Annotated in this window: 17 protein-coding genes; 2 read left to right on the forward strand and 15 right to left on the reverse strand. The window is 45.1% G+C overall.

Going from position 1 to position 17,442, the window contains the following annotated elements; translation table 11 throughout:
* The first annotated feature begins 219 nt into the window (after positions 1–219).
* Positions 220–2,208, forward strand: coding sequence for a DNA primase (gene dnaG, locus BMZ72_RS35195; RefSeq protein WP_089816442.1), 1,989 nt, complete (start codon positions 220–222; stop codon positions 2,206–2,208).
* 75 nt (positions 2,209–2,283) lie between these two features.
* Here dnaG and BMZ72_RS35200 read toward each other — a convergent pair whose 3' ends face one another.
* The 4 genes from BMZ72_RS35200 to BMZ72_RS35215 all read right to left on the reverse strand — a co-directional run bounded on the left by BMZ72_RS35200 (position 2,284) and on the right by BMZ72_RS35215 (position 5,437).
* Complete coding sequence (locus BMZ72_RS35200) at positions 2,284–2,778, reverse strand: dihydrofolate reductase (protein ID WP_089816090.1); 495 nt, start codon at positions 2,776–2,778, stop codon at positions 2,284–2,286.
* A gap of 43 nt (positions 2,779–2,821) precedes the next feature.
* Complete coding sequence (locus BMZ72_RS35205) at positions 2,822–3,616, reverse strand: thymidylate synthase (protein WP_089816092.1); 795 nt, start codon at positions 3,614–3,616, stop codon at positions 2,822–2,824.
* A 28-nt stretch (positions 3,617–3,644) separates the two neighbouring features.
* Positions 3,645–4,070 carry a hypothetical protein gene (locus BMZ72_RS35210; RefSeq protein ID WP_089816095.1) on the reverse strand — a complete coding sequence of 142 codons (426 nt, stop codon included), beginning with the start codon at positions 4,068–4,070 and terminating at the stop codon, positions 3,645–3,647.
* A gap of 188 nt (positions 4,071–4,258) precedes the next feature.
* On the reverse strand, positions 4,259–5,437 hold the full coding sequence (locus BMZ72_RS35215; protein WP_089816097.1) for a proline dehydrogenase family protein: 1,179 nt from the start codon (positions 5,435–5,437) through the stop codon (positions 4,259–4,261).
* A 208-nt stretch (positions 5,438–5,645) separates the two neighbouring features.
* Here BMZ72_RS35215 and BMZ72_RS35220 point away from each other — a divergent pair, with 208 nt between their 5' ends.
* Entirely contained in the window at positions 5,646–6,431 is a 786-nt protein-coding gene (locus BMZ72_RS35220) for a FecR family protein (protein WP_089816099.1), read from the forward strand.
* A 230-nt stretch (positions 6,432–6,661) separates the two neighbouring features.
* Here BMZ72_RS35220 and BMZ72_RS35225 read toward each other — a convergent pair whose 3' ends face one another.
* From BMZ72_RS35225 to BMZ72_RS35275, 11 genes are all read right to left on the reverse strand, one after another.
* Positions 6,662–6,904 (reverse strand): hypothetical protein, encoded by a 243-nt coding sequence (locus tag BMZ72_RS35225; RefSeq protein WP_143087868.1) that lies wholly within the window; start codon positions 6,902–6,904, stop codon positions 6,662–6,664.
* 302 nt (positions 6,905–7,206) lie between these two features.
* A complete protein-coding gene (locus BMZ72_RS35230) occupies positions 7,207–7,446 on the reverse strand; it encodes a hypothetical protein (protein ID WP_089816102.1) in 240 nt (79 codons plus the stop codon).
* A gap of 52 nt (positions 7,447–7,498) precedes the next feature.
* A complete protein-coding gene (locus tag BMZ72_RS35235) occupies positions 7,499–7,948 on the reverse strand; it encodes a DUF6934 family protein (protein WP_177223045.1) in 450 nt (149 codons plus the stop codon).
* 156 nt (positions 7,949–8,104) lie between these two features.
* A complete protein-coding gene (locus BMZ72_RS35240; RefSeq protein ID WP_089816106.1) occupies positions 8,105–9,313 on the reverse strand; it encodes an NAD(P)/FAD-dependent oxidoreductase in 1,209 nt (402 codons plus the stop codon).
* Between the two features lie 119 nt (positions 9,314–9,432).
* A complete protein-coding gene (locus BMZ72_RS35245) occupies positions 9,433–10,464 on the reverse strand; it encodes a sugar phosphate isomerase/epimerase family protein (protein WP_089816108.1) in 1,032 nt (343 codons plus the stop codon).
* Between the two features lie 211 nt (positions 10,465–10,675).
* Entirely contained in the window at positions 10,676–11,728 is a 1,053-nt protein-coding gene (locus BMZ72_RS35250) for a bile acid:sodium symporter family protein (RefSeq protein ID WP_089816109.1), read from the reverse strand.
* A 37-nt stretch (positions 11,729–11,765) separates the two neighbouring features.
* Positions 11,766–12,680, reverse strand: a complete 915-nt coding sequence (locus BMZ72_RS35255; protein ID WP_089816111.1) for an RraA family protein — start codon at positions 12,678–12,680, stop codon at positions 11,766–11,768.
* Positions 12,681–12,749: 69 nt separating this feature from the next.
* Positions 12,750–13,988: an amidohydrolase/deacetylase family metallohydrolase gene (locus BMZ72_RS35260; RefSeq protein WP_089816113.1), complete on the reverse strand. Its 1,239-nt coding sequence runs from the start codon at positions 13,986–13,988 to the stop codon at positions 12,750–12,752.
* Positions 13,989–14,144: 156 nt separating this feature from the next.
* Entirely contained in the window at positions 14,145–15,389 is a 1,245-nt protein-coding gene (locus BMZ72_RS35265; protein ID WP_089816115.1) for an aminotransferase class V-fold PLP-dependent enzyme, read from the reverse strand.
* Positions 15,390–15,423: 34 nt separating this feature from the next.
* On the reverse strand, positions 15,424–15,885 hold the full coding sequence (locus tag BMZ72_RS35270; protein WP_089816117.1) for a RidA family protein: 462 nt from the start codon (positions 15,883–15,885) through the stop codon (positions 15,424–15,426).
* A gap of 10 nt (positions 15,886–15,895) precedes the next feature.
* Positions 15,896–17,431: a SusD/RagB family nutrient-binding outer membrane lipoprotein gene (locus BMZ72_RS35275; protein WP_089816119.1), complete on the reverse strand. Its 1,536-nt coding sequence runs from the start codon at positions 17,429–17,431 to the stop codon at positions 15,896–15,898.
* Positions 17,432–17,442 lie beyond the last annotated feature (11 nt).

Here is a 17,442-nt window from a genome sequence, read left to right on the forward strand (position 1 = left end):
GGTAGGAGGTGGTCCGGGTGATTTTCTTTTCATGTAGGTAATTTAATTAGTTCTTATTTATCTCCAACATGTAAAGTCAATTCTGAATCAATACAATTTACAGCGCCTTAAAAGGAACAGTAAAGGCTGGCTTAAAATACTGATCACCTGACCCTGGAATAAGAGCCGGTTCCTACCCCGTGAATTTTGCTTAAATTGCTGTCTGAATTTTTAGCGCCATTGATTTCACAGAATACCATACAACAGATACTCAGCCGGATTGACATAGTGGAGATAGTAGGCAATTTCGTGAAACTGAAAAAGCGCGGCGCCAACTATCTGGGACTTTGTCCGTTCCATAATGAGAAGAGTCCTTCCTTCACTGTTACTCCCAGCAAGGAGATATTCAAGTGTTTTGGTTGCGGACAGAGCGGGAATGCCATCAAGTTCATCATGGAACATGAGAAATATTCTTATGTGGAAGCACTGCGCTGGCTGGCGCAGAAATATGATGTTCCGATTGAGGAGACAGAGGTAAGTCCGGAGGTCAGACAGCAGCAGCTGATGGCAGACAGCCTCTACATCATCAATAATTTCGCCCGCGAATACTTTTCCAATACCCTTTTCAATACAGAAGAAGGCCAGAATGTTGGTCTGAGTTACTTTGAAGAACGCGGTTTTACACAGGAGACCATCCGTAAGTTCCAGCTGGGTTACAGTCTGAATACCTGGGATGCGTTTACAAAAACGGCGCTTGCCAAAGGCTATAATCTCGAGTATCTCCAGAAAACGGGGTTGGTCACCGTCAGGAACGAGCAACCCGGTGATAACTACCGCGGCCGTGTGATCTTCCCGATCCATAACCAGAGCGGAAAGGTATTGGGATTTGGCGCCCGTATCCTCGTTAAAAACGACCGTGCACCGAAGTATGTCAACTCTCCTGAAAACGAGATCTATGTAAAAAACCGGGTACTGTATGGTACCTACTTTGCCCGGCATGCGATTGACAAACTGAATGAGTGTCTGCTCGTAGAAGGTTACACAGACGTTGTCTCCCTGCATCAGGCAGGTATTGAGAACGTGGTAGCTTCCAGCGGCACTTCCCTTACGCAGCACCAGCTCAGACTCATTAAGAAATATACCAACAACCTGACCATCCTCTTTGACGGGGATAATGCGGGCGTCAAAGCTGCATTGAGAGGGCTTGATATGGCCATCGAGGAAGGGTTGAACGTAAAGCTCGTTTTAATCCCTGATAAAGAGGACCCGGACAGTTACGTACAAAAGATAGGTGCAGATGCTTTTCGTGAGTTTATTGCCAATAACAGGCAGGATTTCGTGCTGTTCAAGCTGCAGATCTCCATGCAGGACGCAGGCAATGACAGCAGCCGTAAATCACAGCTGGTAAATGATATCGCAGAGACCATTTCCAAGATCGATAAAACGGAGGACTTCACCAGACAACAGGATTACATCCGTCAGTGCAGTCAGTTACTGAAGATCGATGAGCAGGGGCTTATTAACCTGGTCAATAAATTCATCCGCGAGCGTTTCCAAAAGAAAGAGCAACAGTTCAACCGGGAAAACAATAATAATAACACTGCCGCTCCTGGCATGGATGACGATCTGTCTCCGGAGGCCATTGCTGCCATGGAGGCGATGGAAAATGGCGGAGAACCAGCGGTTAACTTCTTCAATCCGGATGAAAAGCAGGAAAGAGAGTTAGTGAAGATACTTCTACGTTTTGGCGACAAACCTTTCAGCGAAGAAGATCAGAGTACGGTGGCGGATTACATTTTCCACCTGCCCTATGATTTTGAATCGCTGGCAGACAATGAAATGGTGAAGCGCATACTGCGGGAATACAAGGTGATGTATGATCAGGATAGTCTGCCGGATAAGAAATGGTTCCTTTATCACAGTGACCAGGACGTGGCCACACTGGTAGTGGCGATCATGGAAGATAAGGAAGCAGAGCTCAGTGCTGCCTGGAAAGATAAGTTTGAGATCGATACGGTATATGGTGATAATGCTTATCTGAAAGATACGATCTCTACTACGAATTATCTGATCTTAAGAAAGATCCGTAAGATGATCATGGAAAATCAGCAGGAGATGGAACGATCAACAATATTTGAAGACCAGATCAAGTGTATCGAGATGCACAAACACCTGAAAGTGCTGGAAAACGAACTGACACAGGGACTGGGAACGGTTATTTTCAGATAATCTTTTCCGGCTGATATCATAAAAGCGAATGGCCTGACTGTAACAGTCAGGCCATTCGCTTTTATGATAGTACGTTTAGTGTTCTCTTTCCCACACCTGGAAGTTCAGCGCATATGCATGTTTTTCATCTTTTTCATGCCTTTCATCTTTTACCAGTTTCCATCCTGTCGGATCGAATTCCGGGAAATAAGTATCTCCTTCTACAGTAGCATGTACACGTGTCAGGTATACTCTGTCTACCAGGGACAGTGCCATTTTGAAAATCTCTCCGCCACCGGTCACAAAGATCTCTTCTGTACCAAAAGTTTTAGCCTTTTCGATACCTGCTTCCAGGGAAGGCACGATGTGCAGTCCTTCAGCAGCATAGTCTTTCTGACGGGTGATCATGATATTTGGTCTTCCTGGCAATACTCTTCCCAGTTCTTCGAAAGACTTACGGCCCATTACGATAGGTTTCCCCATTGTTGTATCCTTAAAGTATTTCATATCAACCGGTAAATGCCAGGGCAGGTGATTATTGATCCCTATTACATTATTTTCAGAAGCCGCAACGATTATAGAAAGTGTCAAGCAGTAAACATTTAAAATTAATAAAGTGATATTTCCGGTCCTCTTATATGGCTACAGGCGCCTTTATATGAGGGTGATGCTGATAATTCAGCAGCTCAAAGTCTTCAAATTTGAAGCCGAATATATCTTTTACTGCCGGATTGATCTTCAGGGTAGGCAGTTCAAATGGCTGGCGGCTGAGTTGCAGTTTCGCCTGTTCCATATGATTGCTGTATAGATGTACGTCTCCGAAAGTATGTACAAAATCGCCTGGTTCCAGGTCACATACCTGCGCCATCATCATAGTAAGGATCGCGTAGGAAGCGATATTGAAAGGTACGCCAAGGAATACATCTGCGCTACGCTGATACAGCTGACAGCTCAGACGGCCATCTGCTACGTAGAACTGAAACAGACAGTGGCAGGGACTCAGCGCCATATCCGGCAGGTCGCCTACGTTCCAGGCATTTACAATGATTCTGCGGGAATCAGGGTTATTTTTGATCGTTTTTACTGCGTCAGTGATCTGATCGATCACTCTGCCGTCTTTGGTTTCCCAGCTACGCCATTGTTTACCATAAACTGGTCCCAGGTCTCCATTTTCATCCGCCCATTCGTCCCAGATGCTCACACCATGATCTTTCAGGTATTTGATATTGGTATCACCGTTCAGAAACCATAATAATTCATATATGATAGATTTCAGGTGCACCTTCTTGGTGGTGACCATGGGGAAGCCTTCCTGTAAGTTGAATCTGAGCTGGGCGCCAAAGCAGCTGGTAGTACCTGTACCGGTACGGTCTGTTTTCACACTGCCTTGATCTATAATATGTTGGAGTAGTTTAAGGTATTGTTCCATGGGACAAAGTAACGAAATTTTACTTTCCCTATTTTACGCGGACATATTTGATTGAACAAAAGTCGAGACAAAATCCGCTGGTCAGGACTAAAGTATCTTTTGTCAGCCGGTTAATGAAAAAACTACCAGTCTGGTCCTGCTGAGCGGCTTTAGAAAGGGATAATACGGTGTCCCCGGCCGGATTGCTGTAAGTCACGATTTCCAGCTTGTAGGTGTCATAGATCATCTTGGGGGAGACAAATAAGCCATTAGAAGAAAAAGCAATATTGATCTTTTCCGTAGCGGGCGCCCATCCATTGGACGTCAGGAAAGACACTGATTCCCAATCGCCCTGTAGATTAGCGACCGTTTTAGGCTGGGAAACATAGTCTCCCGGAGGATTATTTTTGTCTTTTTTACAGGCAGCAAAAATCAGCGTAATGGCAGTGGCCATATACAGTACAACATTTTTCATAACATTTATATTTACTTCATTATTAAGGGAATCCGATAGTTGATGGCGAAATTATGTCCCCGCGCTTCGTGTGCTTTGCCACAACAGGGCAATGATCCTGGTTGAAATAAAAAAGCGTTTCACAACAGTTGTGTATACTGTCATGAAACGCTCTTCATATTGAAAAGTTACAACGTCTGATAAAATTCCTAAATACCTCTACGTTTTCTTTCCTTGCGGATAAGGCCTAATTCGCGGCCTACCTGGCCGGAGATAGAGGTATTTTCCTGCGCACGGCGGAGCAGGTATGGCATCACGTCTTTTACTGGCCCATAAGGCAGGTATTTAGACACATGATAACCGGCATGCGCCAGGTTAAAGGTGATATTGTCGCTCATACCCAGCAGCTGGGAGAAGTTAACATGCGGATGATTGTGTGGCAGTTCCTGCTGGTGTAGGAGACCAGCTGCCAGCATGCTGCTTTTTTCGTTGTGTGTACCGACAAACACAGCCAGCTTATCAAGACGCTCCATACAGAACGTCACAGCGGCATTGTAGTCACGGTCAGTTGCTTCTTTATCTGGCTGGATCGGAGAAGGATAACCCATCTCTTCGGCGCGTTTACGTTCTTTTTCCATATAAGCGCCCCTTACCAGTTTAGCCCCCAGCAGGTAGCCCTGTTGTGCTGCTTTCTCAAAAGAGCGTTTCAGGAAGGCCAGTCTGTCGTGACGGTACATCTGGAAAGTATTGTATACAATGACATCTGTTTTATTAAACTGGGCCATTAGTTCGTCTGTCAGGTCATCTACCGGTTGCTGGATCCAGGACTCTTCCGCATCGATCAGCAGACCCACCTTATGCTTAGCGGCAGTCGCTGCGATCGTCTGGATACGCTGGCGCACCCTTGCGTACTCGGCCGCCTCTTCAGGCGTCAGGGTTTCGTTGGCATGCAGCTTTTCCAGCAGACTAAAGCGGGCAAAGCCGGTCACTTTAATAGCGATAAAAGGAATGTTAGGATTACCTGCGGCATATTCGATCGCGCGAACGAACTCAGGTACTGCATGATCGTAGTTTTCCTCTCCTTCCATGGCTTCAACACCATAATCCAGCGCTACGCCAACGTGGAATTTACCCAGTAAGCTAGCTGTGGCAGCAGCTTCCTGGAGGTTTTCGCCTCCGCAGAACTGGCTGAAGATGGTATTACGGATCAGCCCCTTAATAGGCAATCCGATTTTCAGGGCAAACGGCGTAACCGCTGCTCCTACCTTCACCAGCCAGGGCTTACCTATATTGCTAAACAGGAAGTCAGCTTTTTTTAATGCTTTGTCTGTCTTTGATTCAAAAGCTATGGCGGTATTCTCGAATGATAATGATAGCTGCTTTTCCATGGGCCGCAAAGTTATCGTACAGCGGGATTTCAGCAAAAACGATCTGGCAACTATAACAATTCGATTACAATCGTTTTGAAAACATCTAATGAAAATCTCCCTTTCTTAAATAAATCATCCAGGAAATTACCCTTATTTAAACCCAATAAAGCTACCTTCCTATATTTTTTTCTTTAATTTTATATCTTCATCAAAATCAGTATTCCCAGTGCCTTCCAATCAGCAGCATTCTTTAACCCGCCGGGGAGCGGGCCTTTTCGTACTTATTATACTTTGTTCAGGGGCGTTTCTGTCTGCCTGTAAACAAGGGAAAAAACCGGTTTTAGGTGGATTTCAGGAAGCAGGGGTACAATATACCACTTATGAGGGCGCCATCGGAGAACGCAAAAAAGTGACTTTACCGGGGGGTATAAACGTTATTCTGAACAGTCACTCCCGACTGCTCGTACCACCGGATTTCCCGACCACCCATACCCTTTTACTGGATGGGGAGGCTTATTTTGATACGACCGCATTCCCATTGAGCGTCAAGACCAATATCCTCGTAATGACAGCAAAGACACCGGCAGCTTTTAAGATCCGTTGTTTTGAAGCGCAACAGGGGGCAACGGCTTATGTTTTAAAAGGAGAAGTGGAAGTCAGGAAGTCATACTATTCCAAAACGGATACCCTGCCTGAGTTGTTAGCTACAGGAAATATGGTGCTGGCAAACAAAGAGATCGATCTTATGGAAAAAGAGACCTACCACCCCGTAGATATGGAAACCTGGTTACAGGATAAGCTGGTGTTCCATGACGAGCCGTTTATGAATGCGGTTAGGAAACTGGAGGAATGGTATAGTACAGAGATCTATGTGGATGGTGATCCTTCGCATGCGGGTGGTGTGAATGGTGAGTTTCAGGGAATGTCTCTGAAGAGTGTGCTGGAGAAGATGAAAGAGACGGCGAAGTTTAGTTTTGATGTGAAGAAGAATAAAGTGATGATCGAGTTTTAAGGTTTAGTGCCGTGATAGGTAAAATGCATGCTTTGATATAGGTTATCTGAAATTTTTCTTCTTAGATAACCGGGGTATCAAAGCATGCATTTTTCTTTTTGCAGAGATTACGGAGCACTGAATTCAGCAGACCTCATGTCAGGAATACCAGGTATTGCCTATGATTGCCATTCAGGTCCATATTTCTTTAAAGAAAAGTGCTTTTGAATAATCTTGCCTATTCGGATCGATCATGTGGACTGAGAGGGGAGACCATCAACCATTCTCTGTTTATGAAGCAAGCGATTCCGGTTCTTTTTTGCAAGTTCAATTAAATCTGACGGGATAGGACACCTTGCAAGATTAGCTTCGGCTTGCGCCAATTTCTTTTTGAAAAAAGGAGCATCTCTATAGTCTTGCATATTATAATCTATGGTGAATCCATATTTACTATATATATCAAGCCTTCTCTCCATTGATGTAACTGTTTCCATAATTTTTTTCAGATATAGTTATAATATCAAAACTCCGAAAATAAGGTCTGCGAACCCGGCAGACCGATACAGATTTAACGTATTGTCTTGCGGTTTTTCAGATATTCTACAAATCCTTCGGTATTCCCCACTTTGCAAGACTGGCTTGCGCATGAGCTTTTTTCTTTACAAAAACCGGATCATCGGAATAGTCTCTCATGTTATAATCGATCGTGAACATACTCTTTTGACGAGTGCGTTCTTGTTTATTTAAGTCAATTGTCCTCATATTTTCACAGTTAGTTATGTCTTAAAAAAAGACCTCATAGAATAGCATCTCCATTCGGATTAATGAGATTTCTGGATTGACGAAGATGCGCATGACGCCTTGAATATTCCACAAAATCTTCGGGAATACCACACCTTGCAAGAGTAGCTTCTGCTTTTGCTGTTTTCCTTTTGAAAACCGGATCGTCAGAATAATCTCTCATGTTATAATCAATTGCAAATTTAGATTTAGGAAAAACATAGTTTCCCATTTCTTCTGATGTAATAGCTTCCATGTTACTTTTTTAAAATAGTTATAGTAATAAGATTTTAACTGGACCATCAATGTCATTTTCTCCTCGCTAGTATAGCCTCGTAATTTCTGTTATGCTGAAACGATTCCCATTCATCATTAATTTTTCCTTTTACTGAGAAAAAACTTGTAATCATTTCCCAGTTAGAATTTATTGTCATCTGATATAAACGTGTTCGCGCAGCTGTACTTCCTTCTCCATAGACAAAACAACCTGGATTCTTATTGGTAAAATCCATAATGCTATCAGCAACCGTGGACAATACTTTGTTCTTGTCATTATTATTCGTTACCTGTCGATCACATTTTCTTGCGGCACGCTCATCCCAATCTCCAAAACAGAGATTGTATCCTACTACGTCATTCCCATTTTTTATATATTGGTAATCGATAACCTTCTTTATACTGCCCTTGGGTCCTTCGCTATAAAACTCATACAGGCCGGTGGTCGGATTAACTGAACAATGGTATGCATCTAAATTCATGACTGCAAAATAATGCATGCAACATCACGTTTGCACTGCCGTGCAAACATGCATAAAAGTGAACAGAAAAACCATTATTTGAAAAAAAGTGAACAAACTGGCAAATCACGCAATCACGTCCATAAACGAGCCATAGCAAAGCATTTGACAAACAAACTACTCCCCTCTTCCAAAGGCAAACATCGCATGCACCTTATCTTTCTTCCCCTGAATAATATCCGCTAATATCTTCGCAGCAATCTGGCTGAACGTAATACCATTGCCACCAAAACCCAACGCAAAAAAAGTACGCGGCATACCAGGATAATTGCCAATAAAGGGAAGTCCGTCGGCAGTAGTAATAAACGTACCTGTCCATTTAAACGCAGGTATAAAAGGTATATGCGGGAACTTCTTTTCAAAATCGCTTTTAAGCGCGGCTGCTTTTTTATGGATCAGTTTATCACGACGGGCGGGGTTATAAAATTCTTCATCACGTCCACCGATAAGCAGACGTCTATCCATAGTAGGACGCATATACAGATAAGGATCTTTGGTTTCCCATATCAGACAGTCATTATACCAGCAGGATTCTTCGCCTGCTACACTTTCACTTACGACTGCATAGGTAGACCGTAATTCAATCAATGGTTCTTTGATGTATTGTGAGGCCTCATATCCGGTAGCGATGACCAGATACTTTGCTTTGATATGATATCCTTCTGATGTGGTTGCGGTAACGCCAGTACGTGTGTGACTGATACCTGTGACACTCGTTTTATCAAAAACTTCCATCCCCTTACCGATATTATACTGATGTAACGAATGGGTCAGCATATAAGCATCTGTCTGTGCAGCAACAGCTGAATAAATCGCGCCTGGTGCATCAAATCCCATGTTCGTTCTGATCATTCCGGCATCCCAGTAATCCACCTCGAATCCGGCTGCCTTTCGTGCAGCAAACTCTTTCCGGATCAATGCAAGGTCTTTCTTGTAAGAAGCGACAAAGAGACTTTGTTTACGATCAAACCAGGGGGCTTTTATTTTCTTACAGATCTTCTCCAGCGCAGTAATCGAGTCGTAACAAAGCTGATAGGCAGTAACCGCATTCTTCTCCCCTATTTTCTCTGATAATTCTGTCAAAGGGACATCAATCTCATATTGCAACAGGGAAGTGCTTGCACAGGTACTTCCCAGCCCGATAGTGCGCGCATCGACAACCGTGGCAGGTATACCAGCTTCCGTCAGATAAAAGGCGGCTAATGCACCTGAAATGCCTCCACCTATTATCAACACGTCCGTGTGAAGATCACGGTTCAGACGGGGGTAATTAAACGGCAGACCATATCTGACCAATGAATAAGGATAACCGGATTGAAGGTCCAAGGGGAACAAGTTTAGTTAACAGAGAACCGGCAATTATTGTACCTCAGGGCTTCGGGCTAAAATAAAAACGGAGGCATATCGATACGACATACCTCCGTTTCCCAAATTCATCTCAGGCGTCAGCTGATTTCTGCGCCTACTTTCTTCAGCAACTCCAGCGTCTTGCGAACACCTTCCTCTTCAGAGAGTTTGCTGCCTTCATACTCGATTCCGATATGACCTGTATAACCGGCGTCCTTCACTATTTTAAGCATCTTGCGATAGTCTGTTTCGATACAGTTACCATCTGCATCAAAGTCATGCGTTTTAGCGCTTACTCCTTTTGCAAAAGGCATCAATTCTGTTACACCTTCGTAACGATCATACTCTTCCAGGCATTTTGTAGCTGCCCAGCCCTGTGGCGTATTATCCACAGGTTTGGTACGATTCAGGCAAAAGTTACCAAAATCGGGTAGGGTACCGCAATTTGGCATATTCACCTGTTTCATGACGTTAGATAACCATTTACCGTTGGAGGAGCTGCCTCCATGGTTTTCCACGATCACACTGATATTGTGCGTATTGGCAAAGCCGGATAATTTAGCCAGCGACTCAATTACCGCTTTGGATACATCATCTGGTTTGCCTTCTCCCGCTGCGTTTACGCGGATAGCATGACAACCCAGGAATTCAGCTGCTTCTACCCATTTGTAGTGATTTTCCACAGCCTTCGTCCTTTTCTTCACGTCCAGATCCCCCATCTCACCTTCTCCATCGATCATAATGAGTACACTGCGTACGCCATTGTCGCTGCAACGTTTCTTAAGATCTGCCAGGTATGCCTTGTCAGTTGCCTTGTCTTTAAAGAACTGATTCACATACTCAACTGCCTCGATACCAAAGTCATTCTTTGCTTTGGCCGGGAAGTCAAGGTGATTCAGTTTACCGGAAAATAAAGCGTCATGAAAAGACCATTCTGCCAGAGAGATCTTAAAGAACAGTTCCTTCGCCGCGGCAGCGCCAGAGGTTCCTGCTACGTTGGTACTGTCTTTGCTTTCCTTTGTAGAAGAGCCGTTGTTGCAGGCGGCCAGGACAGAGGGCAAAAGGCCTGCTCCCATTGTATACAATGCCATTTGCCTGAGAAATTCCCTACGGTGTTTAGGATTGTTCATATACGTGGTTTTGTATAACAAAATACAATTTATGGGTCAAAGTGAGTAACCTAATAAAAAAAACCGTAAAAAATTACCTTAAAAGAATAGTTTTTTCACATTTTGTGATTATCTTGATAGCCACTTAACTTGTAATTCCCGTTTGTCTTTATGTAATATTCCACTCAAATAATGTGCAACGCATTGTTTACAGCACATTATACGTGATAAACTAAAGCCGTTCCGTTTCCAGCGGGACGGCTTTGTCATTCAGGTCCACTTTCACCGGTGGATGCCTGTGCCACCAGGATGCCAGCAGAGAACCAGTCACATTCATCAGCGGACCAAAGACAGCCGGCGCCAGTCCGACAGTGGCGATCTTACCCATGTTCTTAGCAATGGCTGTTGCCAGTCCGCCGTTCTGCATCCCCACCTCTATCGCGATCGTACGGCAATCCTGTTCATTCATTCTGATCAATCTGCATAACCAATAGCCCAGCGCATACCCTGACAGGTTGTGTATCAGTGAAGATACTATCAGCAATACACCGACATCCAGCAGACTCTCCCGTCCTTTAGCCGTAATAATGACAATTATAAAAGCAATCGCCGACATTGAGATCTTCGGCATGATGTTGTCCAGCCATTTCAGCTTACCGCTAAGGAAATGATTAAACACCAAACCTGCTGCCACCGGCAATATCACGATCTTGCAGATATCCCACATCATTGCTGTAACACTGATATCCACATAACTACCCGCCAGCCAGCGCATCAGAAAAGGCGTCACAAAAGGCGCCAGCATAGTGGACACGGCTGTCAGGGTCACTGATAAGGCCAGATTGGCTTTCGCCAGATAAGAGATCACATTCGAAGCCATCCCACAGGGTACAGTGCCTATCAGCACCACACCTGCGGCTATCTCCGGCGGAAACTTAAACAGATGCGCCAGGAACCAGCCTACAAAAGGCATAATGGTGAAATGACAGACCACACCGGTAAATACGCCCATCGGCATTTTAATAACACCATAAAAATCACGTAGGCTCATGGCCGTTCCCATACCGAACATGATGATCTGTATCAGCGGCGTGATCAGCTTCGACAGGTCAAAGCCGCCCACAGTCAGAAAATATTGAGGATAATACATAGCGGTTGTCACTGCTGCGAATATGGTCAGCGTATATACAAAACCGCGTGTCTGTTCACGTCTGGAGCAGATAATCGCCAGCACGATCCAGAACGCAATGACGAAAGGCCCGGCAAAGGGAAGTATTGTACTCATAAGTGGAAACATTAATCAATCATAATTATTAATCAGACTACCAGGTTCGCTTCTCCAGCATTTTGTCAAGCTCCTGACGGGTCATAGGTTTTAGTCCCTGTTGTTTGTGCTGCCATTCCAGGAAGGCCTGCCGGATAGCATCCGGCCAGTTATTATCGAGCTCACCGGGTGTATATCTACCTGCCTTAAGCATCTCAAAACTGAACTTATCTTTTACCTGGATAAAGGCGGCTATCCCAATCACCTTTTCTGCAAGATGTGCAGGTACAAACACCACCCCTTCACTGGAAGTTAAAACAAGATCACCGGGTAGTACCACCGCACGACCGATACGCACAGGTACATTCAACCCTGACAACATCACATTCTTCAGAAAAGAAGGGTCCCAATCCCTGACCAGCGCATTGAATCCCTCAATTTCTTTCAGGCCCTCGAGGTCTCTTGCAGCAGCATCGAATACCACCCCATTACCGGATCGCGCATAGATGGCGTTACCCAATGTAGAACCTATAAGAGTGCCTTCCGCAATTTTACCAAAACCATCGGCCACGTAAACATCACCTTTGCTCAACTGCTGTATGGGCCAGGAATTACTATTGCCCTTAAAACCTTTCTGTTGCCCTCTCTCCTTCACATGTGCTTCCACATCGGGACGTGCAGGAATAAACATCGCTGTGACGGCTCGCCCTACAATCGGTTTGTTGTCATAGATCATCTTCCATCCTCCATCAAACTGACAGTAATAGCCCTCTCCTTCCAATATGGTCCATACATCGTCCAGACTCACGGTACGTGCCTGTTCTATGATGGCATCAGGTATTTTGGGTCTGCCGTCAGGGAAACGTTCTCCTTTCCATTCAGCAGTCAGGAATACTAATTCCTCCTTTGGGATCGTTTGTGCACGCAGACAAAATGGGAGCAGCAATAATGGGAGGAAGTGGAATAATTTCATTCAATCGGGAATTAGGATTTAAGAATTGGGAACTGATAGCAGGGTATCCGACTATTCAGTTCCGTATCGTTATTTGTGTTGCGCAGCAAGTCCGTTGAGATCATAGACGATCTTACCGGCACGAACGGTTAATTCACACAATAATTTACTGTCGCCTTCCATACGGGTATTCGCATCTGTGAAACCGAATTTACCATTTTCCACGCGGAGCAGGGCAATATCAGCAACCGTGTTTACCGACAAACTACCCAGTTCTTCATGATGGATCACCTTTGCTGCTTCTGATGTTGTCGCCTTTACCAGTTCAGGTACTGACATCCCCATGTTCAGGAATTTAGACATCACATTCAGCAGGTCTTTCATATCGCCATTCATGCTACCGGTGTGGATATCCGTGCTGATCGTGTTGGGAAAGAATCCTGCTTTTAAAGCAGGTACTGCCTGTGAATAACTGAAGCTGGTGCCACCATGTCCGACGTCGAATATGATACCCTTTTTACGGGCTTCAAATACAAACGGACGGAGTTTACCATTATCGTCCACAATCGACATACGACCCTTTACTTTTGCATAGGCATGAGTAAAAATATCGCCGGGACGCAGGTGTTGCATAAAGAGTTCTTCCAGTGACAATGGCGGATTACTTCCACCGAAATCGATCATTACAGGCGTTCCTGTCACTTTACCTGCTTCAACTGCACGATCTACCGGCGCCCACTCAGCACCTTCATAATGGGCTACCTTTACGCCTACCACCCACTGTTTATAACGACGTATCGTCAGGGCCGTCATCTTACCATCCATATCGGAGAGATCCTGTTCATAAGGACCGCCCTGCATACCTCCGCCTACAATGTTGATAAATGCCAGTACACGGGTTTTAGAATGCATGATGGTCTGATTCAGGAACTGTTCAAAATTCCGCCAGCCGGAACTACCTGCATCTACTACCGTGGTAACGCCGCAACGAAAGGTAAACCCATCCGGCGCGATCGCATCGTAACTGTTATTAAGATAGCGGTTAGGGGTAGTACCGATAAAGTTATGTGTGTGAATATCTATGAGACCAGGCGTAACATATAATCCTTTTGCGTCGATCACATTCTTCGCGGCAGCAACATCAATATTCGCAGCTACCTTTGCAATCGTATCATTTAACAATGCAATATCCATCACTGCATCAATACCATTTTTCGGATCAAGAACATGCCCGCCTTTGATCAGCAAGGTGTATTGCTGTGCGTGAGCATTGACAAATAAAAGGCTCCCTGATACCAGGAGTACCAGGTATTGGATAATGCGCTTCATCTAATTACTTTTTAATGTTGAGACCTGAGTGGAGAGTGGTTTCCGTATATACTCACCGTGAAAGAATACAAGCTTAAAAACAGGGCAGAGCCGGTAACTTCGAGCTTAACATTACCAGCCCTGCTTGATCCTGTAGGTGACTAAACACACCATTTATCAACCATGCGCTTCTGACAGTGCTTTTTCTGTCAGGACTTTTTTTAGTTGTGTTGCTACGATCTTTTCCTGTCCTGGCACCAGCATCCAGGTTGTCACATTGAAAGTATGCTGGTTTGCGCCATCGGCTACTTCTATAGAAGGATTGCCACTGCGCAGTTTTTCCCTGACCTCTGCGGCGGTTGCCGGGATTTTCTTAGGGTCCCAGGAGATATGTAATGTCGGAATATGATTCGCTACCGGTGGCACTACTACTTTGGTTTCCACGCCGGATACAGACTTTACCGCATCGCTGATCAGTTTGATCTGCGCTTCCCACATCTTCCACTCTTTGTCATGATCTGTACCGAGATAGGTTTCCAGTGCCACGAGCATACCCAGGATCTCCTCCTTATTTACCTTCAATCCCCTTCCGACTGTATTACCACGCGGTGGTGCACTGAGTCTGCCTGCTTCAATGTATTTCTTTCTGCCCAGGAGCAGACCTGCACTCTGCGGTCCTCTGATCCCTTTACCACCGGAGAAACATACCAGGTCATAACCCATAGCGGTATATTTGAACAGGTTTTCCACAGGAGGTACATCTGCCGCACAATCGATCATGGTTGGGATACCATGTGCCTGTGCGATCTTCAGATATTCTTCCACCTGTATCTTACCGTCAAAGTTGTTAGCATTCAGGAAATACATCAGCGCTGTCTTATCACTGATCGTCTTCTCCAGTTCTTCCTTTGTTTCGATGTAGATCACTTTCAGACCTACATTCTTCAAAGCATGTGCATAGGCGATGTCATGCGCTTTCTGCATGATCACTTCTGTCTTCATACCCGTACCTTCCAGGAAAGGCAGTTGCGCTACCTTCTTTTCATCCATGCCTGTCAGGACGCCTGCCGCGCCCAGTGTCATTGCTGCTGCTGCCCCCGAAGTAACCGTTGCATATTCACAACGGAGCAGTTTAGCGATACGCTGTCCCACTTTATCCTGCAATTCATCCAGCAGCACATATTCTTTGGATGCGTAGTTGATAGCGCTCATCACTTCATCCCGCATAAGGGAACCTGTCATGAATGTATATGTACCGGCCGCATTGATAAATGTGCGGATACCCAGTTCTTTGAAATAGTCTTTTGCACCGGCTGCCGCTTCTGCTGATCCGTCAGTTAAGGGCAATAGTTTAGCGCTGCCTGCAAATGCACCGAATACGGGTATTGCAGACATATTTTTCAATAAGTCTCTGCGTTTCATATGTAAAAAGAAAAGAGTAAAGAAAAGCGTTCCTTTAGAGAGTAGCGATGCAATCCATCTCTACGAGAGAATCGCCCGGCACACCACCATAAACAGCTACCGTAGTGCGTACAGGAGGGTTGCTACCGAAACGCCCTTTATATACTTCGTTCATTGCTTTGTAGTCATTCAGATCGTGCAGGAACACGCTTACTTTCAGGACCTTGTTCATGGAAGAACCTGCCTTGATCAGCACTTTCTCCATTTCTTTCAGTACGTGGTCTGTATGCGCCTTGATATCGCCTTCAAAGTGAGCGCCGATACCTGCTACGAATACCATGTTGCCATGTACTCTGAAGCTGGAGAATAACGGTACATCCTGGTCATATACAATTTCGCCCTGTGGCGTACTATCAGGTAATGCCGGAGCGGCTGCTTTTGCGATTGCGTTGATACCTGTTATACCAGCCAGTGTGGCTGCCATCTTCTTTAATACGGATCTTCTCTGGTTTTGCATGATTTCGGTATTAGTTATTTTTATCCCACCATACGCGGGTTGTCATAAGATTCGCTCCCTGACGGCCGATTGCCTCGGCCAGACTTGCACTGTTCACACTTTCTTCAGAAGGTGGATACAGCAAACGACGTGGAATAGTACCACCGGTTGTATTACCAGCTACATTCACCGGTGTCAGTGCAGGATAACCGGTACGACGCCAGTTAGCATGTATCTCCTGCTCATCCAGGAATAAGGCCACCCATTTCTCCTGACCGATCATTGCCTTCATCGCTTCTGTACTACCTGTCAGCGGATGTGCTGCCTGATAGGCTGTAATTCTTTCTGGTGCTATCACGCCTCCGCTTCCAAACAATGCCCAGTTACGCATAGAAGCGCCGATCGCATTTGAGAAAGCAGTAGCAGCATTTCCTTCCCACCATCCTGCTACAGCGGCTTCTGCCAGCAGCAGATTTACCTCGGCAGCACTCATGATGATAAACGGTGCATTATATTGTAAAATAGTAGCCGGATTAGGTTCTGAATAACTGGTAAAATCAGCAGGTTTATTCAACAAACCATTTGGCATCCCTTTCTGTAAAGCGGAACTGGTATCTGCCTTACCTGCATTCCATACGATGGCTATTACATTCAGACGGGGATCTTTATTTGTCTTCAGTACATCGATGAAAGTCTGTGCCAGTTTACCACCTTCTGTATTGCTGTTACCATTCGCTACCGCGTAGTCATTAGACAACATGCTGGCAGCTGCCGGATTACGGTTGATCGCCTGAGAGCCATCTACATATTTCATCGTAGCGATATCTGCATCTGTTGTGATCACACCGCCGTCAATCGCTTTCTTCACCCATGTCTGTGCTATAGCAGGAGATTTCCTGGAGATACGCATACCCAGACGTAACATCAGGGAGTAAGCAAATTTCTTCCATCTTGTCACATCACCGGAATAGATAAAGTCACCTGCACCGAAAGTCGCTGTCGCCGGATCAAGCTTTGCGGCTGCTTCATCCAGTTCTTTCAGCATATCGTTATAGATCGCTTCCTGTGTGTCATATGCCGGTGTGAAATCATTTTCAGTATATCCCTTTACTGCTGCGGAATAAGGGATATCTCCGTACAGGTCAGTAAGACGGTGCATGATATACACACGGAAGATACGTGCGATCGCATGTTTATTCACATCCGCAGGCACATCAGGGTTCAGTGCGTTGATGGTAGTACCGATTTCATTCACCGCAGTTGTATACCCGGTTGTAAAATAGTCGTATGGATAAGTACCCTGCTGGAAATAATATTTATCACCGATACCCGGTACATCTTTATAAGTCGCAAAATGCTGCATAGAGCCACCACAGGCCAGTACATCTGTAGCGAAGTAGCTGTTACCAAAAGCATCCAGTAAAGCCTTGCTGAACATATATTCAGGCTGTACGGTAGTAGATGCATCCGGGTTGATGTTCATTTCTTCGAATCCTTTATCACAGGACTGAAAGGTCAGCATGGAAGCGACTGCTGTATATATGAGAAAGTTAAAGCGCATTTTCATCCGTAGTAGTT

This window comes from Chitinophaga sp. YR627 (assembly GCF_900114995.1).
GTDB lineage: Bacteria > Bacteroidota > Bacteroidia > Chitinophagales > Chitinophagaceae > Chitinophaga.